This is a genomic window from Enterobacter sp. BIDMC93 (assembly GCF_001037805.1).
GTDB classification, from domain to species: Bacteria; Pseudomonadota; Gammaproteobacteria; order Enterobacterales; family Enterobacteriaceae; genus Enterobacter; species Enterobacter hormaechei_C.
The window spans coordinates 4,397,374-4,421,933 of sequence record NZ_KQ089962.1 but is presented as its reverse complement, the minus strand read 5'-3'; the positions used below and the strand labels follow the sequence as shown (position 1 = coordinate 4,421,933).

The 24,560-nt window shown below is 55.3% G+C and carries 22 protein-coding genes, 1 pseudogene and 1 other annotated feature; of the genes and pseudogenes, 18 read left to right on the top strand and 5 right to left on the bottom strand.

The window, feature by feature from the left end:
- Nucleotides 1–30: 30 nt before the first annotated feature.
- Entirely contained in the window at nt 31–747 is a 717-nt protein-coding gene (arcA, locus tag SK58_RS20630; RefSeq protein WP_003856501.1) for a two-component system response regulator ArcA, read from the bottom strand.
- A gap of 95 nt (nt 748–842) precedes the next feature.
- Between arcA and yjjY the strand changes: the two genes are divergently transcribed.
- The 7 genes from yjjY to SK58_RS20605 all read left to right on the top strand — a co-directional run bounded on the left by yjjY (nt 843) and on the right by SK58_RS20605 (nt 7,649).
- Nucleotides 843–983: a YjjY family protein gene (yjjY, locus tag SK58_RS23020; RefSeq protein ID WP_001541509.1), complete on the top strand. Its 141-nt coding sequence runs from the start codon at nt 843–845 to the stop codon at nt 981–983.
- Nucleotides 984–1,382: 399 nt separating this feature from the next.
- Nucleotides 1,383–2,069, top strand: coding sequence for a tRNA/rRNA methyltransferase (locus SK58_RS20625; RefSeq protein WP_015572622.1), 687 nt, complete (start codon nt 1,383–1,385; stop codon nt 2,067–2,069).
- A gap of 211 nt (nt 2,070–2,280) precedes the next feature.
- The gene (gene thrL / locus SK58_RS22620) at nt 2,281–2,349 is read left to right on the top strand and encodes a thr operon leader peptide (protein ID WP_015572623.1); all 69 of its coding nucleotides are present in this window, start codon (nt 2,281–2,283) and stop codon (nt 2,347–2,349) included.
- Nucleotides 2,288–2,405, top strand: a sequence feature (Thr leader region). (Overlaps the previous gene by 62 nt.)
- 24 nt (nt 2,406–2,429) lie before the next feature.
- Nucleotides 2,430–4,892, top strand: coding sequence for a bifunctional aspartate kinase/homoserine dehydrogenase I (gene thrA, locus SK58_RS20620; RefSeq protein ID WP_023295899.1), 2,463 nt, complete (start codon nt 2,430–2,432; stop codon nt 4,890–4,892).
- Between the two features lies 1 nt (nt 4,893).
- Nucleotides 4,894–5,823 carry a homoserine kinase gene (thrB, locus tag SK58_RS20615; RefSeq protein ID WP_022650380.1) on the top strand — a complete coding sequence of 310 codons (930 nt, stop codon included), beginning with the start codon at nt 4,894–4,896 and terminating at the stop codon, nt 5,821–5,823.
- A 3-nt stretch (nt 5,824–5,826) separates the two neighbouring features.
- On the top strand, nt 5,827–7,113 hold the full coding sequence (gene thrC / locus SK58_RS20610) for a threonine synthase (RefSeq protein ID WP_015572626.1): 1,287 nt from the start codon (nt 5,827–5,829) through the stop codon (nt 7,111–7,113).
- A 248-nt stretch (nt 7,114–7,361) separates the two neighbouring features.
- Entirely contained in the window at nt 7,362–7,649 is a 288-nt protein-coding gene (locus SK58_RS20605) for a DUF2502 domain-containing protein (RefSeq protein ID WP_015572627.1), read from the top strand.
- Between the two features lie 32 nt (nt 7,650–7,681).
- Here the strand turns inward: SK58_RS20605 and yaaA are convergent, their stop codons facing one another.
- A complete protein-coding gene (yaaA, locus tag SK58_RS20600) occupies nt 7,682–8,455 on the bottom strand; it encodes a peroxide stress protein YaaA (RefSeq protein WP_048220381.1) in 774 nt (257 codons plus the stop codon).
- A gap of 66 nt (nt 8,456–8,521) precedes the next feature.
- Nucleotides 8,522–9,955 carry an alanine/glycine:cation symporter family protein gene (locus SK58_RS20595; protein WP_048220380.1) on the bottom strand — a complete coding sequence of 478 codons (1,434 nt, stop codon included), beginning with the start codon at nt 9,953–9,955 and terminating at the stop codon, nt 8,522–8,524.
- Nucleotides 9,956–10,217: 262 nt separating this feature from the next.
- Here SK58_RS20595 and tal point away from each other — a divergent pair, with 262 nt between their 5' ends.
- From tal to SK58_RS20580, 3 genes are all read left to right on the top strand, one after another.
- Complete coding sequence (gene tal / locus SK58_RS20590) at nt 10,218–11,171, top strand: transaldolase (protein WP_047737176.1); 954 nt, start codon at nt 10,218–10,220, stop codon at nt 11,169–11,171.
- A 110-nt stretch (nt 11,172–11,281) separates the two neighbouring features.
- Nucleotides 11,282–11,869, top strand: coding sequence for a molybdopterin adenylyltransferase (mog, locus tag SK58_RS20585; RefSeq protein ID WP_017383820.1), 588 nt, complete (start codon nt 11,282–11,284; stop codon nt 11,867–11,869).
- A gap of 122 nt (nt 11,870–11,991) precedes the next feature.
- Entirely contained in the window at nt 11,992–13,314 is a 1,323-nt protein-coding gene (locus SK58_RS20580; protein ID WP_017383819.1) for an MFS transporter, read from the top strand.
- Here the strand turns inward: SK58_RS20580 and satP are convergent.
- Nucleotides 13,291–13,857, bottom strand: coding sequence for an acetate uptake transporter (satP, locus tag SK58_RS20575; protein ID WP_003856474.1), 567 nt, complete (start codon nt 13,855–13,857; stop codon nt 13,291–13,293). The two genes, SK58_RS20580 and satP, sit on opposite strands and share 24 nt — an antisense overlap.
- Nucleotides 13,858–14,153: 296 nt before the next feature.
- On the opposite strand from satP, the gene dnaK reads away from it, so the two are divergent.
- The 4 genes from dnaK (at nt 14,154) to nhaR (ending at nt 19,607) form a co-directional block, all read left to right on the top strand.
- On the top strand, nt 14,154–16,067 hold the full coding sequence (gene dnaK, locus SK58_RS20565; RefSeq protein ID WP_006810169.1) for a molecular chaperone DnaK: 1,914 nt from the start codon (nt 14,154–14,156) through the stop codon (nt 16,065–16,067).
- Between the two features lie 87 nt (nt 16,068–16,154).
- Nucleotides 16,155–17,300 (top strand): molecular chaperone DnaJ, encoded by a 1,146-nt coding sequence (gene dnaJ, locus SK58_RS20560; protein WP_014830600.1) that lies wholly within the window; start codon nt 16,155–16,157, stop codon nt 17,298–17,300.
- Between the two features lie 172 nt (nt 17,301–17,472).
- Nucleotides 17,473–18,648: a Na+/H+ antiporter NhaA gene (gene nhaA, locus SK58_RS20555; protein WP_048220379.1), complete on the top strand. Its 1,176-nt coding sequence runs from the start codon at nt 17,473–17,475 to the stop codon at nt 18,646–18,648.
- A gap of 59 nt (nt 18,649–18,707) precedes the next feature.
- The gene (gene nhaR / locus SK58_RS20550; protein ID WP_003856462.1) at nt 18,708–19,607 is read left to right on the top strand and encodes a transcriptional activator NhaR; all 900 of its coding nucleotides are present in this window, start codon (nt 18,708–18,710) and stop codon (nt 19,605–19,607) included.
- 58 nt (nt 19,608–19,665) lie between these two features.
- Here the strand turns inward: nhaR and rpsT are convergent, their stop codons facing one another.
- Complete coding sequence (rpsT, locus tag SK58_RS20545; protein ID WP_003856458.1) at nt 19,666–19,929, bottom strand: 30S ribosomal protein S20; 264 nt, start codon at nt 19,927–19,929, stop codon at nt 19,666–19,668.
- A gap of 115 nt (nt 19,930–20,044) precedes the next feature.
- On the opposite strand from rpsT, the pseudogene SK58_RS23240 reads away from it, so the two are divergent.
- From SK58_RS23240 to lspA, 4 genes and pseudogenes are all read left to right on the top strand, one after another.
- Nucleotides 20,045–20,250 (top strand): annotated as a pseudogene (locus SK58_RS23240) (DUF2575 domain-containing protein); the annotation flags it as partial.
- A gap of 7 nt (nt 20,251–20,257) precedes the next feature.
- On the top strand, nt 20,258–21,184 hold the full coding sequence (gene ribF / locus SK58_RS20540) for a bifunctional riboflavin kinase/FAD synthetase (RefSeq protein ID WP_003856456.1): 927 nt from the start codon (nt 20,258–20,260) through the stop codon (nt 21,182–21,184).
- 45 nt (nt 21,185–21,229) lie between these two features.
- Nucleotides 21,230–24,046 carry an isoleucine--tRNA ligase gene (gene ileS / locus SK58_RS20535; protein WP_048220378.1) on the top strand — a complete coding sequence of 939 codons (2,817 nt, stop codon included), beginning with the start codon at nt 21,230–21,232 and terminating at the stop codon, nt 24,044–24,046.
- Nucleotides 24,046–24,546 carry a signal peptidase II gene (gene lspA, locus SK58_RS20530; RefSeq protein ID WP_003856452.1) on the top strand — a complete coding sequence of 167 codons (501 nt, stop codon included), beginning with the start codon at nt 24,046–24,048 and terminating at the stop codon, nt 24,544–24,546. Before ileS ends, lspA begins: the two co-directional genes overlap by 1 nt.
- The last annotated feature ends 14 nt before the right edge of the window (nt 24,547–24,560 follow it).

Sequence of the window (24,560 nt, the reverse complement as noted above, 5' to 3'; positions counted from 1 at the left end):
TGCGCCGTTTTTTACTGCGTGACGGGAGAATTACTCCTGGAGGTCACCGCAGAAACGATAGCCTTCACCATGGATCGTGGCGATGATTTCCGGCGTATCCGGCGTAGATTCGAAGTGCTTACGAATACGACGGATGGTTACGTCAACGGTACGATCGTGTGGCTTCAACTCACGACCGGTCATTTTCTTCAGCAGTTCTGCACGGGACTGAATCTTGCCCGGGTTCTCGCAGAAGTGCAGCATCGCGCGGAATTCACTGCGCGGCAGTTTGTACTGCTCACCGTTCGGGCTAATCAGCGAACGGCTATTGATATCAAGTTCCCAGCCGTTGAATTTGTAGCTGTCGACGCTACGACGCTCTTCACTTACCGTACCCAGATTCATGGTGCGGGACAGCAGGTTGCGTGCACGAATGGTTAACTCGCGAGGGTTGAACGGCTTGGTGATGTAGTCATCCGCGCCGATTTCCAGACCAAGAATTTTATCAACCTCGTTGTCACGGCCCGTCAGGAACATCAACGCGACGTTCGCCTGTTCACGCAGTTCGCGCGCCAGAAGAAGCCCGTTTTTGCCCGGCAGGTTGATATCCATAATCACCAGGTTGATATCATTTTCAGAAAGGATCTGATGCATCTCTGCGCCATCGGTCGCTTCAAAGACATCGTAGCCTTCTGCTTCGAAAATGCTCTTTAACGTGTTGCGTGTTACCAACTCGTCTTCAACGATAAGAATGTGCGGGGTCTGCATGTTTGCTACCTAAATTGCCAACTAAATCGAAACAGGAAGTACAAAAGTCCCTGACCTGCCTGATGCATGTCGCAAATTAACATGATCGGCTTAACGTGACTAAAGTACGTAATTGCGTTCTTGATGCACTTTCCATCAACGTCAACAACATCATTAGCTTGGTCGTGGGTACTTTCCCTTTGGACCCGACAGTGTCAAAAACGGCTGTCATCCTAACCATTTTAACAGCAACATAACAGGCTAAGTGACACCGGACACCCAATAAAACTACGCTTCGTTGACATATATCAAGTTCAATTGTAGCACGTTAACAGTTTGATGAAATCATCGTAGCTGAATGCTAGCCTTTGTCACAATTTTTCAATAAACCAACTAGTTGCGGACATTGATTGATAAACGGTACGAATCCAATCAGAAAAGAGTATTCATATGGTCATTATCATTACAAAACATAAGGATAATGGACTTCTGTTAACATTCTAACTGATTGTTCAGCCACAAAATAGTTTAGCTTTTTTTAATTGTTATGAAACGCTATTTCGGTGATTTGTGTTGCAAAATTGTAAATTCGTGCTGCGTAATATGTTGAACTGAATCACATTTTTACCTGCTAACTGATTAAAAAGAGAGCGTAAATGCATCTGTCGATTGTGCTGGTGGCACCAGCAAGAGCTGAAAATATTGGCGCTGCGGCGCGTGCCATGAAGACTATGGGGTTTACCGATTTGCGTATTGTGGACAGCACGGCGCATCTGGAGCCTGCTGCGCGCTGGGTGGCGCACGGTTCGGGTGATATTCTCGATAATATAACCACTTACGCTACGCTCGCCGACGCACTCCACGATATTTCGTTTACCGTCGCGACGACCGCGCGCAGCCGGGCGAAGTTTCACTATTACGCCACGCCTGCTGAACTGGTGCCGATGCTGGAAGAGAAAAGCCTGTGGCTGGAGAAAGCCGCGCTGGTGTTTGGGCGAGAGGATTCCGGGCTGACTAACGAAGAGCTGGAGCTGGCTGACGTGCTGACGGGCGCGCCGATGGTGGCGGATTATCCGTCACTCAATCTGGGGCAGGCGGTGATGGTCTATTGCTATCAATTAGCATCCTTAATACAAATTTCTCAGCCACCGGTGACAGTTTCGGATGAAAACCAGCTGGCGGCACTGCGTGTTCGTGCAGATAAGCTTCTTGAGCAGTTGGGCGTCGCTGACGATCAAAAAATGGTGGACTGGTTACAGCAGCGCCTGGGGCGTCTTGAGCAGCGCGACACGGCAATGCTGCACCGATTGCTTCATGATATTGAAAAAAAATTAGCCGAGTAAAATAGTGTCATAGGTTTTTATTATGGCCGATCCTGCTGATGTCTGGGGTTGCATCTGGGGTATTCCGATGAAAATAAATCTGCCCGCAGCGGGACGTGAGAATATCTCGAATTGTGATCGAATTAAAAATTCATTGACTTAAGGGGCTCGATCCTTTAACCCTAAAAGAATAGAGCACAGACAGATAATAATGACAGAGTACACAACATCCATGAAACGCATCAGCATCACCACCATTACTACAACCATCATCATTACCACAGGTAACGATGCGGGCTGACGCGTACAGGAAAAACAGAAAAAAGCCCGCACCTGAACAGTGCGGGCTTTTTTTTCGGCTAAAGGAAATGAGGTAGAACCATGCGAGTGTTGAAGTTCGGCGGTACGTCAGTGGCAAATGCAGAACGTTTTCTGCGTGTTGCCGATATCCTGGAAAGCAACGCCAGGCAGGGGCAGGTTGCCACCGTGCTCTCTGCCCCGGCCAAAATCACGAACCACCTGGTGGCGATGATTGAAAAAACCATCGGTGGTCAGGATGCACTACCGAACATCAGCGACGCCGAGCGTATCTTTGCCGATCTGCTTCAGGGGCTGGCCGACGCCCAGCCTGGTTTCCCGCTGGCGCAGCTGAAAAGCACCGTTGAACTTGAATTTGCCCAGATTAAACACGTTCTTCACGGTATCAGCCTGCTTGGTCAGTGCCCGGACAGCATCAACGCGGCGCTGATTTGCCGGGGTGAAAAACTCTCTATCGCCATCATGGCTGGCGTGCTGGAAGCGCGTGGTCACCACGTGACGGTCATCGATCCGGTTGAAAAACTGCTGGCTGTGGGCCACTACCTTGAATCCACCGTCGACATTGCCGAGTCGACACGCCGTATTGCGGCGAGCAAAATCCCGTCTGACCATATGATCCTGATGGCAGGCTTTACCGCCGGTAACGAGAAGGGCGAACTGGTGGTGCTGGGGCGTAACGGCTCTGACTACTCCGCTGCCGTGCTGGCGGCCTGTTTACGCGCAGACTGTTGTGAGATCTGGACTGACGTCGACGGCGTTTATACCTGCGATCCGCGCCAGGTGCCGGACGCCAGGCTGCTGAAGTCGATGTCGTACCAGGAAGCGATGGAGCTTTCCTACTTCGGCGCTAAAGTTCTTCACCCGCGTACCATCTCCCCGATTGCCCAGTTCCAAATCCCTTGCCTGATTAAGAATACCGGTAACCCTCAGGCGCCGGGCACGCTGATTGGCGCCAGCGCGGATGAAGATGACCTGCCGGTGAAAGGCATTTCTAACCTCAATAACATGGCGATGTTCAGCGTCTCCGGCCCGGGGATGAAGGGCATGGTCGGCATGGCGGCACGCGTCTTTGCCGCTATGTCCCGCAACGGGATCTCTGTGGTGCTGATCACGCAGTCTTCTTCCGAATACAGCATCAGCTTCTGCGTTCCGCAGGGTGATTGCCTGCGTGCCCGCCGCGCGCTGGAAGAAGAGTTCTATCTGGAGCTGAAAGAAGAGCTGCTGGAGCCGCTCTCGATTCAGGAACGTCTGGCGATTATCTCTGTGGTCGGCGACGGCATGCGCACCCTGCGCGGTATCTCCGCCAAATTCTTTGCCGCGCTGGCGCGGGCCAATATCAATATCGTGGCGATTGCCCAGGGCTCATCAGAGCGTTCCATTTCCGTTGTCGTGGATAACGATGACGCCACTACCGGCGTGCGCGTGGTGCATCAGATGCTGTTCAACACCGACCAGGTGATTGAGCTGTTCCTGGTGGGCGTCGGTGGTGTCGGTGGCGCGCTGCTGGAGCAGGTGAAGCGCCAGCAGGAGTGGCTTAAGAAGAAACATATCGATTTGCGCGTTTGCGGCATTGCGAACTCGAAAGCGTTGCTGACTAACGTCCACGGTCTGAATCTGGAAAACTGGCAGGCGGAGCTGGAAGAGGCGAAAGAGCCATTTAACCTGGGCCGCCTGATCCGCCTGGTGAAAGAATATCACCTGCTTAACCCGGTGATTGTTGACTGTACCTCCAGCCAGGCGGTGGCCGATCAGTACGCCGACTTCCTGCGCGAAGGTTTCCACGTGGTGACGCCAAACAAAAAGGCCAACACCTCGTCGATGGATTACTATCACCAGCTGCGGCTGGCGGCGAGTAAGTCGCGCCGTAAGTTTCTGTATGACACCAACGTGGGCGCGGGCCTGCCGGTCATCGAGAACCTGCAAAACCTGCTCAACGCGGGCGACGAACTACAGCGTTTCTCCGGCATCCTCTCCGGCTCCCTGTCGTTTATCTTCGGCAAGCTGGACGAAGGGATGAGCTTGTCGGAAGCCACCCGCGCCGCGCGCGAGCTGGGCTACACCGAGCCGGATCCGCGCGACGACCTCTCCGGCATGGACGTGGCGCGTAAGCTGCTGATCCTGGCGCGCGAAACTGGCCGCGAGCTGGAGCTTTCGGATATCGTGATTGAGCCGGTGCTGCCAGCAGAATTTGATGACAGCGGTGACGTCAGCGCCTTTATGGCCAGGTTGCCGCAGCTTGACGATGCCTTTGCCGCACGCGTTGCGAAAGCCCGTGATGAAGGTAAGGTATTGCGCTATGTTGGCAACATTGAAGAAGACGGCGTCTGCCGGGTGAAGATTGCCGAAGTGGATGGCAACGATCCGCTGTACAAGGTGAAAAACGGCGAGAACGCCCTGGCGTTCTACAGCCATTATTATCAGCCACTGCCGCTGGTGCTTCGCGGCTATGGCGCAGGGAATGATGTGACGGCGGCGGGCGTGTTTGCCGATCTGCTGCGTACCCTGTCATGGAAGTTAGGAGTTTAAGATGGTTAAAGTATATGCCCCGGCTTCCAGCGCCAATATGAGCGTCGGATTTGACGTGCTGGGCGCGGCGGTCACGCCGGTGGACGGTTCGCTGCTGGGCGATACGGTTACGGTTGAGGCGGCAGAGCGCTTCAGCCTGAATAACATCGGCCGCTTCGCCAGTAAGCTGCCGTCTGAACCGCGCGAGAATATTGTTTATCAGTGCTGGGAACGCTTCTGTCAGGAGATCGGCAAAAACGTGCCGGTCGCCATGACGCTGGAAAAGAGCATGCCGATTGGTTCGGGGCTGGGCTCGAGCGCCTGCTCGGTGGTCGCCGCGCTGGTGGCGATGAATGAGCACTGCGGCAAGCCGCTGAACAACAGCCGTCTGCTGGCGCTGATGGGCGAGCTGGAAGGGCGCATCTCCGGTAGCATTCATTATGATAACGTGGCGCCGTGCTTCCTTGGCGGCATGCAGCTGATGATTGAAGAAAATGGCATCATCAGCCAGCAGGTGCCAGGGTTTGATGAGTGGCTGTGGGTGCTGGCCTATCCGGGCATTAAAGTGTCTACCGCCGAAGCGCGTGCGATCCTGCCAGCGCAGTATCGTCGTCAGGACTGTATCGCCCACGGGCGTCATCTGGCGGGCTTTATTCACGCCTGCTACACCCGTCAGCCGCAGCTGGCGGCGAAACTGATGAAAGACGTCATTGCCGAGCCGTATCGCACGAAGCTGCTGCCGGGCTTTAACGAAGCGCGACAGGCATCCATGGATATCGGCGCACAGGCGTGCGGCATCTCCGGCTCCGGCCCGACGCTGTTCGCCTTATGCGACAAGCCAGACACCGCGCAGCGCGTGGCGGACTGGCTCTCTAAACACTACCTGCAAAATCAGGAAGGCTTTGTTCATATTTGCCGTCTGGACACGGCTGGCGCACGAGTACTGGGATAACGAATGAAACTCTACAACCTTAAAGATCATAACGAGCAGGTCAGCTTCGCGCAGGCGGTAACGCAGGGGCTTGGCAAAAATCAGGGGCTTTTCTTCCCCCACGACCTGCCGGAATTTCAGCTGACCGAAATCGATGAGCTGCTGAAGCAGGACTTTGTCACCCGCAGCACCAAAATTCTGTCTGCCTTTATCGGCGACGAAATCCCGCAGGAGCTGCTCGAAGAACGCGTGCGTGCGGCGTTTGCTTTCCCGGCGCCGGTGAAGCAGGTGGAGCCTGACGTTGGATGTCTGGAGCTGTTCCACGGCCCGACGCTGGCGTTCAAAGATTTCGGCGGTCGCTTTATGGCGCAGATGCTGACCCACATCAGCGGCGACAAACCGGTGACCATTCTTACCGCGACTTCAGGCGATACCGGAGCGGCGGTGGCCCATGCGTTCTACGGCCTGAAAAACGTCCGCGTGGTGATCCTCTATCCGAAAGGCAAAATCAGCCCGCTTCAGGAAAAACTGTTCTGCACCCTTGGGGGCAACATTGAAACCGTGGCGATCGACGGCGATTTCGATGCCTGTCAGGCGCTGGTGAAGCAGGCCTTCGATGACGAAGAGCTGAAGGCGGCGCTGGGGCTGAACTCTGCCAACTCCATCAACATCAGCCGTCTGCTGGCGCAGATCTGCTACTACTTCGAAGCGGTGGCGCAGCTGCCGCAGGACGCGCGCAATCAGCTGGTGGTTTCCGTGCCAAGTGGGAACTTCGGCGACCTGACGGCAGGCCTGCTGGCGAAATCACTCGGCCTGCCGGTGAAGCGCTTTATCGCCGCCACCAACGCCAACGACACCGTGCCGCGTTTCCTGAAGGACGGAAAATGGGCGCCGAACGCGACTCAGGCCACGCTCTCCAATGCGATGGATGTGTCACAGCCTAACAACTGGCCGCGTGTGGAAGAGCTGTTCCGCCGTAAGGTCTGGCGTCTGGGCGATCTGGGTTACGCAGCGGTGACGGACGAAACCACTAAAGCCACCATGCGCGAGCTGAAAGCGGTGGGCTATACCTCTGAGCCGCACGCGGCGATTGCCTATCGTGCCCTGCGCGATCAGCTTCAACCGGGTGAGTATGGCCTGTTCCTCGGCACCGCACATCCGGCCAAGTTCAAAGAGAGCGTGGAAGCGATCCTGGGGGAAACGCTGCCGCTGCCAAAAGAGCTGGCCGATCGCGCCGACCTGCCGCTGCTGTCTCATGAGCTGCCCGCAGACTTTGCCGCGCTGCGTAAGCTGATGATGACCCGAGCGTGATTGTGCTGCCCGGTGGCGGCTTCGCCTTACCGGGCCTACAACGGCGAACTCATCGTAGGCCGGGTAAGCGCAGCGCCACCCGGCTTTTTTGTGAAGAAATTAAGGAGAAAAACAGCAGGAAAAAAGCAGAAATTCCCAATAAATGCGGTCACTTAGCGTTTAGGATTGCAGAGAATAACATCCCCCGTCCCCATCACGTACTCTCCTTACATCGGCCCACGTTGGGCAAGAAGAATAAGGAGTCACCTATGTCTACACTGAAACCTGCACTTATCGCGCTTTCACTGATGCTGGTCGCTCCCATGGCGGTGCAGGCAGCTGAGATCACCCTCGTGCCAGCGGTAAAACTGCAAATTGGCGATCGGGATAATAACGGGCACTACTGGGATGGCGGCCGCTGGCGCGACCATGACTGGTGGAAAGCGCACTATGACTGGCGCGATAACCACTGGCGTCCGCACGATGAACATCGCGATCGTGACGATCACCACCGTCATGACGATCGTCGCCCGGGCCCGGACCGGAAGCACCATTAACACAAACCCCGCCAGCTGGCGGGGTTGTCTTTTTATTGCTCGTGACGCTTAAACACCAGCTCGTTTTTTCCTGACGATGCCTCGTCGAAAAAATACCCTTCACTGTTAAAGCCAGTGAGCTGCTCTGGCTTCGTCAGACGGTTTTGAATGATGAAGCGGCTCATCAGACCGCGCGCTTTTTTGGCGTAGAAGCTGATCACTTTAAATTTGCCGTTTTTCTCGTCGAGGAATACCGGCTTGATAATGTCCGCATCCAGCTTCTTCGGCTTCACCGATTTGAAGTACTCATCGGAGGCCAGGTTGATCACCACGTTGTCCCCCTGGGCTTGCAGCGCCGCGTTAAGCTTGTCGGTAATGACATCGCCCCAGAACTGGTACAGATCTTTACCTTTAGCGTTTTCCAGGCGGATACCCATCTCCAGACGATACGGCTGCATCAGATCCAGCGGTCGCAGCACCCCGTACAGGCCGGATAACATGCGCAGATGCAGCTGGGCAAAATCGAAATCGGTTTCGCTAAACGTTTCTGCTTGCAGGCCAGTGTAGACGTCACCTTTGAAGGCCAACAGCGCCTGGCGGGCGTTGGCGGGCGTGAAGTCAGGCTGCCACTCATGAAAACGGGTGGCATTCAGGTCGGCGAGTTTATCGCTGATGCTCATCAGCGAAGCGATTTGCGGAGCCGAAAGCTTACGCGCCTCGTGGATCAGCTGTTGCGAGTAGTCCAGCAATTCCGGCTGGGTATAACGCTCAGTGGCGAGCGGGCTCTGGTAGTCGAGCGTTTTGGCAGGTGAAATCAGAATCAGCATATCCAGTCCTTGCAGGAAATTTAGAGCGACTTTAACAAAAAATCGCCCTGAATTGATCGATAGCTGTTATTGCCGCGGCAAATCATCCCAGGTGCCAGGGGCAATTTGTGACTCGATTTCGGGATAGCGTGAGGCGTCAAAGACGGGCTGTACGCCGAGCTTGCGCTGACGCAGATAATCGCGCGCGATCAGCGCCACAACCGGTGAAAGCAGCAAAATGGCCGTCAGGTTCGTGATGGCCATCAGCGCCATAATGACGTCCGCTATTTGCCAGATCATCGGCATGCTGAGCAGGCAACCTACAAACAACATCGCCAGCACGCCCGCGCGAAGGATGTTGCGGGCCAGACGCGAGTCAACTTTCAGGAAGATAAGGTTGTTTTCGGCATAGATATAGTTCACCGCAATGGAACTAAAGGCAAAAAGTCCCACGACAAGTGCGACAAGGCCCGCGCCCCAGCTGCCGACGAGGGAGACCAGCGCCTGTTGTACCCAATGAATGCCTGCCGTACTACCGGACGGTTGTTCAGCGGCACCGGCCAGCAGCATTATCATCGCGCTGGCGGAGCAGATAACAATGGTGTCTGTGAAGACGCCAATCATCTGTACAATGCCCTGCGCGGCGGGATGTGGGGGCCAGGATGCGGCCGCTGCGGCGGCATTCGGCGTGGAGCCCATTCCCGCTTCGTTGGAGAACATACCCCGCTGAAAACCCGCAGTGAGTGCCTGGCTAAGGGTGTAACCCAGCGCGCCGGAAGCCGCTTCGCGCCAGCCGAACGCGCTTTGGAAAATGGTGACGATGACGTTCGGCACCTCATCGATATGTATCGCGCATACCATCAGGCTGGTGGACACCCACAGCAGCGCCATCAGCGGAACCAGCCACTGCATCAGGCGGGCAACCCCTTTGAGCCCGGTCACAATGGTCAGCAGGGTGAGAAGGGCAAGCGCGCCGCCTGTCAGCCACTCCGGACAATTGAAGGCAAAGCGCAGCGCGTGGGCGACGGAATTTGCCTGAACGGTATTGAAAATAAGGCCATAGGCAATCAGCAAAAAGATCGAGAACAGAACGCCCATCCAGCGCATTCCCAGCCCGCGAGCCATATACCAGGCGGGACCGCCGCGAAACTGACCTTTGCCGTCTTTTTCTTTGTAGAGTTGCGCAAGCGAGCATTCAGCAAAGGAGGTGGCCATACCGATAATCGCCGTCACCCACATCCAGAATACCGCGCCCGGACCGCCCGCGCCGATCGCCAGCGCGACACCGGCCAGGTTACCGCTGCCGACGCGCGCGGCCAGGCTGGTACAGAGCGCCTGAAACGAGGTCAGGCCGCCCGGCTGTGGGGTGACGCTGTTTTTCAGACTTCTGCCAAATTTGCGGATATAGCGAAACTGAATCAGACCGCTGCGCCACGTAAACCAGATACCTGCTCCTGAAAGCAGGTATATCATGATCGAACCCCAGAGGACTTCGTTGATAAAGAAAAAGAAATCAGGCACTAACGTCCCTCTTGTTGATGCCAAAGTGAATATGTAAGCGCTACCACTGATTGTGCATGCTGTTACTTAGCAGCCTGTTAATATTCTGAGTTTATCATACTCTGCCTAAGCGCACTGTCTGCGGTTGCGCTGCCTCTCACTCGTGTTATCATCAGGGCAGACCGGTTACATCCCCCTAACAAGTAAACCTGTCATTTTTCCGCTGCTGGCAAGCTGTCGGTAGTGTGAATTATCCAGGGCACGTTAAAAGAGAAACACTATCATGACGGATAAATTGACCTCCCTTCGTCAGTTCACCACTGTCGTCGCTGACACCGGAGATATCGCGGCAATGAAGCTGTACCAGCCGCAGGATGCCACAACCAACCCTTCTCTGATCCTTAACGCCGCGCAGATCCCTGAGTATCGCAAACTGATTGACGACGCAGTGACCTGGGCGAAAGCACAGAGCAATGACCGCGCGCAGCAGGTTGTGGATGCCACTGACAAACTGGCAGTGAACATCGGTCTGGAAATCCTGAAGCTCGTTCCTGGCCGTATCTCTACCGAAGTTGATGCTCGCCTGTCCTACGACACCGAAGCGTCTATCGCAAAAGCAAAACGCCTGATCAAACTGTACAACGATGCGGGCATCAGCAATGACCGTATCCTGATCAAACTGGCGTCTACCTGGCAGGGCATCCGCGCTGCTGAGCAGCTGGAAAAAGAAGGCATCAACTGTAACCTGACTCTGCTGTTCTCCTTCGCGCAGGCGCGTGCATGTGCCGAAGCTGGCGTATACCTGATTTCTCCGTTCGTGGGCCGTATTCTGGACTGGTACAAAGCCAACACCGACAAGAAAGAGTACGCGGCGTCTGAAGATCCAGGCGTGATTTCAGTGACTGAAATCTACGAATACTACAAACAGCACGGCTATGAGACCGTAGTGATGGGCGCAAGCTTCCGTAACGTCGGCGAAATCATCGAGCTGGCTGGCTGTGACCGCCTGACCATCGCTCCTGCGCTGCTGAAAGAGCTGGCAGAAAGCGAAGGTGCTATCGAGCGTAAACTGTCCTACACCGGCGAAGTGAAAGCACGCCCTGAGCGCATCACCGAGTCCGAGTTCCTGTGGCAGCACAACCAGGATCCAATGGCCGTAGATAAACTGGCGGACGGTATCCGTAAGTTTGCTATCGACCAGGAAAAACTGGAAAAAATGATCGGCGACCTGCTGTAATCATTCTGCGTGACCGGGTTCCCGGTCACGCGTCTTTCCCCCGCCTCTGTCTGAATTTTCTCTCTGCGTGTATCATTCCCTTTAATCAGTACTTTTTGAATGGAATGGATATGAATACCTTACGCATCGGCTTAGTGTCGATTTCTGACCGCGCCTCCAGCGGTGTTTATCAGGATAAAGGCATCCCTGCTCTGGAAGAGTGGCTGGGCAGCGCGCTCACTACCCCGTTTGAGATCCAGACTCGCCTGATCCCGGACGAGCAACCGATCATCGAGCAAACCCTGTGTGAACTGGTGGATGAGATGAGCTGCCACCTGGTGCTGACGACGGGCGGAACCGGCCCCGCGCGCCGCGATGTAACGCCGGACGCGACGCTGGCTATCGCCGATCGTGAAATGCCGGGCTTCGGTGAGCAGATGCGCCAGATCAGTCTACACTTTGTCCCGACGGCCATTCTTTCCCGTCAGGTCGGGGTGATCCGCAAACAGGCGCTGATCCTGAACCTGCCGGGGCAGCCGAAGTCGATAAAAGAAACGCTGGAAGGGGTAAAAGCCGAGGACGGCAGCGTTATCGTCCACGGTATCTTTGCTAGTGTACCGTATTGTATACAACTGCTTGACGGTCCGTACGTGGAAACTGACGGCAATGTGGTAGCAGCATTTCGCCCTAAAAGCGCTCGCCGCGAAACAATCTCCTGAAATTCTTTAAAATGTGACATTAGCGCCAGCCGCTGTAGCGTGTAAATGGATTTACGATATAGTAATTTTTTCTTTACGATTACTGTAAAAAATAATCCACAACACATGCACAATGGTTCGCTATGTCACATAACACCCGACCTCTGAATCGACAGGACTACAAAACCCTCACGCTCGCTGCTCTGGGCGGCGCGCTGGAGTTTTACGACTTCATCATCTTTGTCTTCTTCGCCGCCGTTGTGGGGGCGCTGTTTTTCCCGGCGGATATTCCGGAATGGCTGCGTCAGGTACAAACCTTCGGCATTTTCGCTGCCGGCTATCTGGCGCGTCCGCTGGGCGGCATTGTCATGGCGCACTTTGGCGATCTGGTCGGGCGCAAGAAGATGTTTACCCTCAGCATCCTGCTTATGGCCGTGCCGACGCTGGCGATTGGGCTTTTGCCTACCTATGAGTCGATGGGCATTATCGCCCCGTTATTGCTGCTGCTGATGCGTATTCTCCAGGGCGCGGCCATCGGCGGGGAAGTGCCGGGCGCCTGGGTGTTTGTCGCTGAGCACGTCCCGGTGCGCCGCATCGGCATTGCGTGCGGAACGCTGACCGCAGGGCTGACGATCGGGATCCTGCTTGGCTCCGTGGTTGCAACCATCATCAATACCAGCATGACGCAACAGGCCGTTCACGACTGGGGCTGGCGTATACCGTTCCTGCTGGGCGGGGCGTTTGGGCTGGTGGCAATGTACCTGCGACGCTGGTTGCAAGAGACGCCAATATTTCTGGAAATGCAGCAGCGGAAGGCGCTGGCGCAAGAACTGCCGGTGAAAACCGTAGTAGTGCGGCATAAAAAAGCGGTAATGGTGTCGATGCTTCTGACCTGGCTGCTGTCTGCGGGGATCGTGGTGGTCATTTTGATGTCGCCGGTCTGGCTGCAAAAACAGTACGGTTTTGCGCCTGCCGTGACGTTACAGGCGAACAGTATCGCGACAATTATGCTCTGCTTTGGTTGTCTGGCCGCCGGGCTGGCGGCGGATCGTTTCGGCGCAAGCGCGACCTTTATTGTCGGCAGTTTGCTTCTGGCCGCGTCGAGCTGGGCATTTTATCATCTTGCGGGCACCCATCCTGAACAGCTGTTCCTGCTGTACGGTGTCGTCGGGCTGTGCGTGGGCGTCGTTGGCGCCGTACCGTACGTAATGGTCCGCGCCTTCCCGCCGGAGGTACGCTTCACTGGGATCTCTTTCTCTTATAATGTCTCGTATGCCATTTTCGGTGGGCTGACCCCGATTGTGGTGACGGTGTTGATGGGGGTGTCACCCCTTGCACCTGCGTGGTACGTGCTGGCGTTATCGCTGATGGGACTGGTTTTGGGGGTGTGGCTTCGCCAGTCAGAGGGACGTCGTGCCCGCGACGCGGGCACGACAGAGGGATCAGTGTTTTTCACCAATAGGTAGAATGGTGCGGTCGAACTGCTCGTTCAGCACTTCACCCATGGCCAGGTAGATTGCGCTTGCGCCGCAAACCAGACCTACCCAGCCGGCAACGTGAACGATGCCTTCGTTATCCGCCAGGTGACCGATGGCCAGCAGAGCGAACAGTACGGTCAGGCTCAGGAAGACGAATTGCAGTGCGCGGTTCGCCTTAAGGGTACCGAAGAACATGAACAGGGTGAACACGCCCCACAGTCCCAGGTACACGCCCAGGAAATGGGCGTTTGCCGCCTCTGCCAGGCCCATTTTAGGCATCAACAGAATTGCGACCAGAGTCAGCCAGAAGGAACCGTAAGAGGTAAATGCGGTTAAGCCGAAGGTGTTGCCTTTCTTATATTCCAGCAGGCCCGCAAAGATCTGTGCGATACCGCCGTAAAAAATGCCCATCGCCAGGATAATGCCGTCCATCGGGAACATCCCGATATTGTGCAGGTTCAGCAGAATGGTGGTCATGCCAAAACCCATCAGGCCCAGCGGAGCCGGATTAGCCAACTTAGTGTTGCCCATAAGTCCTCAAAAAAATCATCATTAATATGGTGAAATGGTTAAACCCGCGCCAGTTCTACCTGACGGGGCGCGGCATCATAATGGGCGGCATCGACGCCGTCTATGATCTCACCGGGGTGAAATTAAAAAATTTTTTATCCTTCCCCCTTGATGGATGCTGTTGTGACCCCATCTTGTAAGCAACCGCAGTGTGTGGACCTGAAAAAAATCAAATCTGGGCAGTTGAAAAAGCACGTTCTGCCCTTATTACAGGTACACAACCACATGTTGACTGAATTTTTAGTGGAGACGTTTAGATGGGTAAAATTATTGGTATCGACCTGGGTACTACCAACTCTTGTGTAGCGATTATGGATGGCACTACTGCACGTGTGCTGGAGAACGCCGAGGGCGATCGCACCACGCCTTCTATCATTGCTTATACCCAGGATGGTGAAACTCTGGTTGGTCAGCCGGCTAAACGTCAGGCAGTGACAAACCCGCAAAACACCCTGTTTGCGATCAAACGCCTGATTGGCCGCCGCTTCCAGGACGAAGAAGTTCAGCGTGACGTTTCCATCATGCCTTACAAAATCATCGCAGCCGATAACGGCGATGCATGGCTTGATGTGAAAGGCACCAAAACGGCACCTCCGCAGATCTCTGCTGAAGTGCTGAAGAAAATGAAGAAAACCGCGGAAGATTACCTGGGTGAGCCGGTAACTGAAGCTGTTATCACCGTACCTGCTTACTTCAACGATGCTCAGCGTCAGGCAACCAAAGATGCTGGCCGTATCGCAGGTCTGGAAGTAAAACGTATCATCAACGAACCAACCGCAGCAGCACTGGCTTACGGTCTGGATAAAGAAGTTGGCAACCGTACTATCGCGGTTTACGACCTGGGTGGTGGTACCTTCGATATCTCTATTATCGAAATCGACGACGTTGACGGCGAAAAAACCTTCGAAGTTCTGGCAACCAATGGTGATACCCACCTGGGTGGTGAAGACTTCGATACCCGTCTGATCAACTACCTCGTTGACGAGTTCAAGAAAGATCAGGGCATTGACCTGCGTAACGACCCGCTGGCCATGCAGCGACTGAAAGAAGCCGCTGAGAAAGCGAAGATCGAGCTGTCTTCCGCTCAGCAGACCGACGTGAACCTGCCGTACATCACCGCAGACGCGACCGGTCCAAAACACATGAACATCAAAGTGACCCGTGCGAAACTGGAAAGCCTGGTAGAAGACCTGGTGAACCGTTCTATCGAGCCACTGAAAGTTGCATTGCAGGACGCTGGCCTGTCCGTGTCTGACATTCAGGACGTTATCCTGGTAGGTGGTCAGACTCGTATGCCAATGGTTCAGAAGAAAGTGGCTGAGTTCTTTGGTAAAGAGCCACGTAAAGACGTGAACCCGGACGAAGCGGTTGCTATCGGTGCTGCGGTTCAGGGTGGTGTTCTGACGGGTGAAGTAAAAGACGTACTGCTGCTGGACGTTACCCCGCTGTCTCTGGGTATCGAAACCATGGGTGGCGTGATGACTCCGCTCATCAACAAAAACACCACTATCCCGACGAAACACAGCCAGGTGTTCTCTACCGCTGAAGACAACCAGTCTGCGGTAACCATTCATGTGATTCAGGGTGAGCGTAAGCGCGCGGCGGATAACAAATCTCTGGGTCAGTTCAACCTGGACGGTATTAACCCGGCACCACGCGGCATGCCACAGATCGAAGTCACCTTCGACATCGATGCTGACGGTATCCTGCATGTGTCTGCGAAAGACAAAAATAGCGGTAAAGAACAGAAGATTACCATCAAGGCATCTTCTGGCCTGAACGAAGCGGAAATCGAAAAAATGGTTCGTGATGCCGAAGCTAACGCGGAATCCGACCGTAAGTTCGAAGAGCTGGTTCAGACCCGTAACCAGGGTGACCATCTGCTGCACAGCACCCGTAAGCAGGTTGAAGAAGCGGGCGATAAACTGCCAGCGGAAGACAAAACTGCGATCGAAACTGCACTGAGCGCGCTGGAAACGTCTCTGAAAGGCGAAGACAAAGCGGACATCGAAGCGAAGATGCAGGAGCTGGCACAGGTTTCTCAGAAGCTGATGGAAATCGCTCAGCAGCAGCACGCACAGCAGCAGGCGGGCGCTGATGCTTCCCAGAACAACGCGAAAGACGACGATGTTGTCGACGCTGAGTTCGAAGAAGTGAAAGACAAAAAATAATCGCCCTGATGCAGGGTAAGTAATCGGCACGGGCGTAGGAGAATTCTCCACGCCCGTGCTCGCATGTTAAGGGGCTTAAAAAAACCAATGGCAAAGCAAGACTATTACGAGATTTTAGGCGTTCCGAAAACTGCGGAAGAGCGTGAAATCAAAAAGGCGTATAAGCGCCTGGCCATGAAATTCCACCCTGACCGTAATCAGGGTGACAAAGAGGCTGAAGCCAAATTTAAAGAGATTAAAGAAGCCTACGAAGTCCTGACCGATGCACAAAAACGTGCGGCCTATGATCAGTACGGTCACGCGGCCTTTGAACAGGGCGGCATGGGCGGCGGTGGATTTGGTGGCGGCGGCTTCGGCGGCGGCGCTGATTTCAGCGATATCTTTGGTGATGTATTTGGCGATATCTTCGGCGGCGGACGTGGTCGTCAGCGCGCGGCGCGCGGCGCAGACCTGCGCTACAACATGGAGCTGACGCTTGAAGAAGCGGTTCGCGGCGTCACCAAAGAGATCCGTATTCCGACGCTGGAAGAGTGTGACGTTTGCCACGGCAGCGGCGCGAAAGCGGGGACTCAGCCACAGACCTGCCCAACCTGTCACGGTTCCGGTCAGGTGCAGATGCGCCAGGGCTTCTTCGCGGTGCAGCAGGCCTGTCCGCACTGTCATGGTCGCGGTACGCTGATTAAAGATCCGTGCACCAAATGCCACGGTCACGGTCGCGTGGAGAAAACCAAAACGCTGTCCGTTAAGATCCCGGCAGGCGTGGATACGGGCGACCGCATCCGTCTGGCAGGTGAGGGTGAAGCCGGCGAGCACGGCGCACCGGCAGGCGATCTGTACGTTCAGGTTCAGGTGAAGCAGCACGCCATCTTCGAGCGTGAAGGTAACAACCTGTACTGTGAAGTGCCGATCAACTTTGCGATGGCGGCGCTGGGTGGCGAAATCGAAGTGCCGACGCTGGACGGTCGCGTTAACCTGAAAATCCCTGGCGAAACCCAGACCGGGAAGCTGTTCCGCATGCGCGGCAAAGGCGTTAAATCCGTTCGCGGTGGCGCGCAGGGTGACCTGTTATGCCGCGTGGTCGTGGAAACGCCGGTCGGCCTGAACGATAAGCAGAAACAGCTGCTGAAAGAGCTTCAGGAAAGCTTTGGCGGCCCGACGGGTGAGAAAAACAGCCCGCGCTCCAAAAGCTTCTTCGATGGCGTCAAAAAATTCTTCGACGATTTAACCCGCTAACCCGCCAGCTGGTTACTATCCTTTAAAGCCCGGAAGCGATTCCGGGCTTTTTGTTTATAGCGTTATTCCTCGGTTAAACTGAATATATACCCAATATTAATCTGTTTTTACCGATCTGTTTGCGCTGATATTATGGTTTTACCGAGGTATTGTTGTAAAAGAGAGTTTAAACGTGAAATTACTACACCGTTTCTTTAGCAGTGAGGTATCCGGCGGCGTCATCCTGATTATTGCTGCTGCGGCCGCCATGCTGCTCGCCAATATGGGCATGACGCGCGATCTCTATCACGCATTTCTGGAAACGCCCGTCGAGCTGAAAGTCGGGGCGCTGGAAATTAACAAGAACATGCTGCTGTGGATCAACGATGCGCTGATGGCGGTGTTCTTCCTGCTGGTGGGTCTGGAGGTTAAACGTGAGCTGGTGATCGGTTCGCTTGCCAGCCGTCAGCGCGCGGCGTTTCCGGTGATCGCGGCGATTGGCGGGATGATCGCTCCGGCGTTGCTCTTTCTCGCGTTTGCGTGGCAGGATCCGGTTGCGCGTGACGGCTGGGCGATCCCGGCCGCAACGGATATCGCGTTTGCGCTCGGGGTCTTAGCCTTGCTCGGTAGCCGCGTCCCGGTAGCACTGAAAATTTTCCTGATGGCGCTGGCGATTATCGATGATCTGGGCGCTATCGTGATTATCGCGCTGTTCTACACCAGCGATCTGTCGGTTCTGTCGCTGAGCGTGGCGGCCGTGGCTATTGTGGTGCTGGCCTTGCTGAACGTCTTCAACGTCCGACGTACGGGTATTTATATTCTGGTGGGCATGGTGCTGTGGACGGCGGTGCTGAAGTCTGGCGTGCATGCCACGCTGGCGGGCGTCATCGTTGGCTTCTTTATTCCGCTGAAGGAGCAGGACGGCAAATCGCCAGCCAGACAGCTGGAGCATGTGCTTCATCCGTGGGTGGGCTTTATGATCCTGCCGCTGTTTGCGTTTGCCAACGCGGGAGTTTCCCTGGCCGGGGTTACCCTGGACGGACTCACCTCCGTGCTGCCGCTGGGTATCATCGCCGGTCTGTTTATCGGTAAGCCGCTGGGTATCAGCCTGTTCTGCTGGCTGGCGCTGAAGCTGAAGCTGGCGTCATTGCCAAACGGGACCACCTTTAGCCAGATTATGGCCGTCGGCGTGCTGTGCGGTATTGGATTCACCATGTCGATCTTTATCTCGACGCTGGCGTTTGGCGCAAACGCGCCTGAGCTTATCGTCTGGGCAAAACTCGGCATTCTCATCGGGTCATTACTGGCCGCAGTCATTGGTTATACCTTGTTGAAGGTGAAATTGTCCGGACAGGCTGTCCAGGCATAACGGAAAACCGGGAGGAGGGGGCTCCTTCTCCCGATACACACTCAGGGAGAGAACACGCGATGTCTCATTTGAATTACAACCATCTTTATTACTTCTGGCACGTTTATAAACAGGGCTCGGTCGTGGGGGCGGCAGAAGCGCTTTACCTGACGCCACAAACCATTACCGGGCAAATCAAAGCCCTGGAAGAGCGGTTACAGGGCAAGTTGTTCAAGCGCAAGGGCCGTGGGATTGAGCCCAGTGAGTTGGGCGAGCTGGTGTTCCGCTATGCGGATAAAATGTTCACCCTGAGTCAGGAGATGCTGGACATCGTCAACTACCGCAAAGAGTCGAACCTGCTTTTTGACGTGGGTGTGGCGGATGCGCTGTCGAAACGGCTGGTGAGCGGCGTACTGGATGCGGCGGTGGTAGAAGACGAGCAAATCCACCTGCGCTGCTTTGAATCCACTCACGAGATGCTGCTGGAACAGCTGAGCCAGCATAAGCTGGATATGATTATTTCGGATTGCCCTATCGATTCCACGCAGCAGGAAGGCTTGTTCTCGGTGAAAATTGGCGAATGCGGCGTCAGTTTCTGGTGCATCAATCCGCCACCGGAAAAACCGTTTCCTGCCTGCCTGGAAGAGCGCCGCTTGCTGGTGCCGGGTCGGAGGTCCATGCTCGGACGGAAGCTGCTGAACTGGTTTAACTCGCAGGGGCTGAACGTAGAAATTCTCGGTGAGTTCGACGATGCGGCGCTGATGAAAGCCTTTGGCGAAGCGCATAACGCTATCTTCGTTGCTCCGACGCTGTACGCGCACGATCTCTATTCAGACGACAAAATAACCGAGATCGGCAGGGTGGATAACGTGATGGAAGAGTATCACGCCATATTCGCCGAAAGGATGATTCAGCACCCGGCGGTGCAGCGAATCTGCAATCGCGACTATTCGGCGCTTTTTACGCCGCCGGCAATCTGAAGACATAAAAAAACCCGCGTTAAGCGGGTTCTTTCAAACAAGCAACAACAAGTGGCGATTAAGCCAGTTTGTTGATCTGCGCGGTCAGGTTTGCTTTATGACGCGCTGCTTTGTTTTTGTGGATCAGACCTTTAGCAGCCTGACGATCCACGATTGGTTGCATTTCGTTAAATGCGTTCTGCGCTGCAGCTTTGTCGCCAGCTTCGATAGCTGCGTATACTTTCTTGATGAAAGTACGCATCATAGAGCGACGGCTTGCATTGTGCTTACGAGCCTTTTCAGACTGAACGGCACGTTTCTTAGCTGATTTGATATTAGCCAAGGTCCAACTCCCAAATATGATCTATGTGGACAATTCAAAGGCCGAGGAATATGCCCTCTATACCTTCTTTTGTCAATGGATTTGTGCAAATAAGCGCCGTTAATGTGGCGACGCTACGTTACGTAGTGATGGCGCAGGATTCTACCAGCTTGTCGTTCGTGAATACAGCTTTTCGGCGTAAAAATCGCAGTTCGCGGACAGATTTTTTTGCTGTGAAAGGTCAGCGTGATGAAATCATACGGCTTTCTGTTTAGCGTGAACAATCGCCGGTTAACCTTAACCGCTGTACAAGGTATACTTTGGCGATTTTCACTGTTTTGAGCCAGTCATGAAGCTGATACGCGGCATACATAATCTCAGTCAAGCCCCGCACGGGTGCGTGCTGACCATTGGTAATTTCGACGGCGTGCATCGTGGGCATCAGGCGCTGTTGCAGGGATTGCGTAAAGAAGGCGAGGCGCGAGGCCTGCCCGTCGTGGTGATGATTTTCGAGCCTCAGCCGCTGGAGCTGTTTGCAGGCGAGAAATCCCCCGCGCGGCTGACGCGTCTGCGTGAGAAGTTACGCTACCTGGCGGAGTCAGGGGTGGACTACGTCCTGTGCGTACGGTTCGACCGTCGTTTTGCCGCGCTGACCGCACAAAATTTTGTCAGCGACCTGTTGGTCAGGCAGCTTGGCGTGCAGTTTCTCGCCGTGGGCGATGATTTCCGCTTTGGCGCTGGTCGTCAGGGCGATTTCTTGTTATTACAGAAGGCTGGCCTGGAGTACGGGTTTGACGTCACCAGCACGATGACCTTCTGTGAGGGCGGCGTGCGCGTCAGCAGCACGGCGGTACGTCAGGCGCTGGCGAACGATGAACTGGACACGGCAGAAACGCTGCTGGGTCACCCGTTCACAATTTCAGGTCGCGTGGTCCATGGCGATGCGCTGGGCCGCACGATAGGTTTCCCGACGGCGAATATACCGCTGCGTCGTCAGGTCTCCCCGGTTAAAGGGGTCTATGCGGTGGAAGTGGCAGGACTGGGCGAGAAGCCTTTCTACGGCGTCGCCAACATTGGCACACGTCCAACGGTTGCCGGTGTGCGTCAACAGTTAGAAGTACACCTGCTGGACGTTGTAATGGACCTGTATGGTCGCCATATAGATGTGATACTGCGTAAAAAAATACGCAATGAACAGCGATTCGCTTCGCTGGATGAACTTAAAGCGCAAATCGCGCGAGATGAATTAACGGCCCGCGAGTTTTTTGGGCTTTAGAACCGGCTTAACTGCCTACGTGATAAATACGGAACCGAGAATCTGATGAGTGACTATAAATCAACCCTGAATTTGCCGGAAACAGGGTTCCCGATGCGCGGCGATCTCGCCAAGCGTGAACCGGGAATGCTGGCGCGTTGGACCGATGATGACCTGTACGGCATCATTCGTGCAGCCAAAAAAGGCAAAAAAACCTTCATTCTGCATGATGGCCCTCCATATGCGAATGGCAGCATTCATATTGGTCACTCTGTAAACAAGATTCTGAAAGACATTATCGTGAAGTCCAAAGGACTCGCGGGATATGACTCGCCTTACGTTCCGGGCTGGGACTGCCATGGTCTGCCAATCGAGCTGAAAGTTGAGCAAGAGTACGGTAAGCCGGGTGAGAAGTTCACCGCCGCAGAATTCCGCGCGAAATGCCGCGAATACGCTGCCACCCAGGTTGACGGTCAGCGCGCTGACTTCATCCGTCTGGGCGTGCTGGGTGACTGGTCGCATCCGTACCTGACCATGGACTTCAAAACCGAAGCCAACATCATCCGTGCGCTGGGTAAAATCATCGGCAACGGTCACCTGCACAAAGGCGCGAAGCCGGTGCACTGGTGCGTCGACTGCCGCTCTGCGCTGGCAGAAGCGGAAGTGGAGTATTACGACAAAACCTCGCCTTCTATCGACGTGGCCTTCGAAGCGGTCGATCAGGATGCGATCAAAGCTAAATTTGGTCTGCCTGGTGTAAGCGGCCCGATCTCTCTGGTGATCTGGACCACCACCCCGTGGACGCTGCCTGCTAACCGCGCGATCTCCCTCTCTGGCGAGTTTGAGTATGCGCTGGTGCAGATTGATGGCCGTGCGGTTATCCTGGCGAAAGACCTGGTCGAAAGCGTGCTGAAACGCGCGAACATCACCGATTACACCGTGCTGGGCACCGTAAAAGGTGACGCGCTGGAACTGATGCGCTTCAAACACCCGTTCCTGGACTTCGACGTTCCGGCGATCCTGGGCGACCACGTCACGCTGGACGCGGGTACCGGTGCGGTGCATACCGCCGGTGGCCACGGTCCTGACGACTACAACATCAGCCTGAAATATGGTCTGGAAATCGCTAACCCGGTTGGTCCGGACGGCTCTTACCTGCCAGGCACGTACCCGGCGCTGGACGGCATCAACGTCTTTAAAGCTAACGACATCATCGTTGACATGCTGCGCACCAGCGGCGCGCTGCTGCACGTTGAGAAAATGCAGCACAGCTATCCGTGCTGCTGGCGTCACAAGACCCCGATCATCTTCCGTGCAACCCCGCAGTGGTTTATCAGCATGGACCAGAAAGGCCTGCGCGCGCAGTCTCTGAAAGAGATCAAAGGCGTGCAGTGGATCCCTGACTGGGGCCAGGCGCGAATCGAATCCATGGTGGCTAACCGTCCTGACTGGTGTATCTCCCGTCAGCGCACCTGGGGCGTGCCGATGTCTCTGTTCGTACATAAAGAGACGCAGGAGCTGCACCCGAACACGCTGGAACTGATGGAAGAAGTGGCGAAGCGCGTCGAAGTTGACGGCATTCAGGCGTGGTGGGATCTCGACGCCCGCGACATCCTGGGCGCTGATGCAGACAACTACGAAAAAGTGCCGGATACCCTGGACGTGTGGTTCGACTCCGGGTCTACCCACTCCTCCGTGGTTGACGTGCGTCCGGAGTTTGCTGGTCACGCTGCCGATATGTATCTGGAAGGGTCTGACCAACACCGCGGCTGGTTCATGTCATCGCTGATGATCTCCACCGCCATGAAGGGTAAAGCACCTTACCGCCAGGTATTGACCCACGGCTTCACCGTGGATGGTCAGGGCCGTAAGATGTCCAAATCTATCGGTAACACCGTTTCTCCGCAGGACGTGATGAACAAACTGGGCGCGGACATTCTGCGTCTGTGGGTGGCCTCTACCGACTACACCGGCGAAATGGCGGTCTCTGATGAGATCCTGAAACGTGCTGCTGACAGCTATCGTCGTATTCGTAACACCGCGCGCTTCCTGCTGGCGAACCTGAACGGGTTCGATCCGGTGAAAGACATGGTGAAGCCGGAAGAGATGGTTGTGCTCGATCGCTGGGCGGTAGGCTGCGCGAAAGCGGCGCAGGAAGATATTCTTAAAGCCTATGAGTCTTACGACTTCCACGAAGTGGTGCAGCGCCTGATGCGCTTCTGCTCCATCGAGATGGGCTCGTTCTACCTCGACATCATCAAAGACCGCCAGTACACCGCGAAAGCGGACAGCGTGGCGCGTCGTAGCTGCCAGACTGCGCTGTTCCACATCGCAGAGGCGCTGGTACGCTGGATGGCGCCGATCATGTCCTTCACCGCGGATGAAATCTGGGGTTACCTGCCGGGCGAACGCGAGAAGTATGTCTTCACCGGCGAGTGGTACGAAGGTCTGTTCGACCTCTCCAGCACTGAAGCAATGAACGATGCCTACTGGGACGAGCTGCTGAAAGTGCGTGGCGAAGTGAACAAGGTTATCGAGCAGGCGCGCGCTGACAAGAAAGTCGGTGGCTCTCTGGAAGCGACGGTGACCCTGTACGCAGAGCCTGAGCTGGCCGCGAAGCTGACCGCGCTGGGCGATGAATTACGATTTGTCCTGTTGACCTCCGGTGCGAAAGTTGCGGATTATGCCGAAGCTACTGCTGATGCTCAGCAGAGTGAACTGCTCAAAGGACTGAAGGTCGCACTGAGCAAAGCCGACGGTGAAAAATGCCCGCGTTGCTGGCATTACACCACTGATGTCGGTCAGGTGGCGGAACACGCAGACATCTGCGGACGCTGTGTAAGCAACGTCGCCGGTGACGGCGAAAAACGTAAGTTTGCCTGATGAGTAAAACTCTCTGTTCAACAGGACTGCGCTGGCTGTGGCTGGTGGTGGTGGTGCTGATTATTGATTTGGGCAGCAAGTTCCTGATCCTCCAGAATTTCGCTCTGGGGGATACGGTCCCGCTGTTTCCGTCGCTTAACCTGCACTATGCCCGCAACTATGGTGCGGCGTTTAGTTTCCTTGCCGACAGCGGTGGCTGGCAGCGCTGGTTCTTCGCGGGTATCGCTATCGGTATCTGCGTCGTGCTGGCGGTGCTGATGTACCGCTCGAAGGCCACGCAAAAGCTGAATAACATCGCCTACGCGCTGATCATTGGCGGCGCGCTGGGTAACCTGTTTGACCGCCTGTGGCACGGCTTTGTGGTCGATATGATCGACTTCTACGTTGGCGACTGGCACTTCGCGACCTTTAACCTCGCCGATAGCGCAATATGCGTTGGTGCAGCGTTAATCGTGCTGGAAGGCTTCTTGCCTAAACCGGCCGCGAAAGAGCAGGCGTAACAAAACCAGCCGGG

Excerpts from the sequence above, each read along its gene's own strand:
- arcA (WP_003856501.1), bottom strand. The coding sequence starts at position 747 with ATGCAGACCCCGCACATTCTTATCGTTGAAGACGAGTTGGTAACACGC.
- SK58_RS20625 (WP_015572622.1), top strand. The coding sequence starts at position 1,383 with ATGCATCTGTCGATTGTGCTGGTGGCACCAGCAAGAGCTGAAAATATT.
- thrA (WP_023295899.1), top strand. The coding sequence starts at position 2,430 with ATGCGAGTGTTGAAGTTCGGCGGTACGTCAGTGGCAAATGCAGAACGT.
- thrB (WP_022650380.1), top strand. The coding sequence starts at position 4,894 with ATGGTTAAAGTATATGCCCCGGCTTCCAGCGCCAATATGAGCGTCGGA.
- thrC (WP_015572626.1), top strand. The coding sequence starts at position 5,827 with ATGAAACTCTACAACCTTAAAGATCATAACGAGCAGGTCAGCTTCGCG.
- SK58_RS20605 (WP_015572627.1), top strand. The coding sequence starts at position 7,362 with ATGTCTACACTGAAACCTGCACTTATCGCGCTTTCACTGATGCTGGTC.
- yaaA (WP_048220381.1), bottom strand. The coding sequence starts at position 8,455 with ATGCTGATTCTGATTTCACCTGCCAAAACGCTCGACTACCAGAGCCCG.
- tal (WP_047737176.1), top strand. The coding sequence starts at position 10,218 with ATGACGGATAAATTGACCTCCCTTCGTCAGTTCACCACTGTCGTCGCT.
- mog (WP_017383820.1), top strand. The coding sequence starts at position 11,282 with ATGAATACCTTACGCATCGGCTTAGTGTCGATTTCTGACCGCGCCTCC.
- SK58_RS20580 (WP_017383819.1), top strand. The coding sequence starts at position 11,992 with ATGTCACATAACACCCGACCTCTGAATCGACAGGACTACAAAACCCTC.
- satP (WP_003856474.1), bottom strand. The coding sequence starts at position 13,857 with ATGGGCAACACTAAGTTGGCTAATCCGGCTCCGCTGGGCCTGATGGGT.
- dnaK (WP_006810169.1), top strand. The coding sequence starts at position 14,154 with ATGGGTAAAATTATTGGTATCGACCTGGGTACTACCAACTCTTGTGTA.
- dnaJ (WP_014830600.1), top strand. The coding sequence starts at position 16,155 with ATGGCAAAGCAAGACTATTACGAGATTTTAGGCGTTCCGAAAACTGCG.
- nhaR (WP_003856462.1), top strand. The coding sequence starts at position 18,708 with ATGTCTCATTTGAATTACAACCATCTTTATTACTTCTGGCACGTTTAT.
- ribF (WP_003856456.1), top strand. The coding sequence starts at position 20,258 with ATGAAGCTGATACGCGGCATACATAATCTCAGTCAAGCCCCGCACGGG.
- ileS (WP_048220378.1), top strand. The coding sequence starts at position 21,230 with ATGAGTGACTATAAATCAACCCTGAATTTGCCGGAAACAGGGTTCCCG.
- lspA (WP_003856452.1), top strand. The coding sequence starts at position 24,046 with ATGAGTAAAACTCTCTGTTCAACAGGACTGCGCTGGCTGTGGCTGGTG.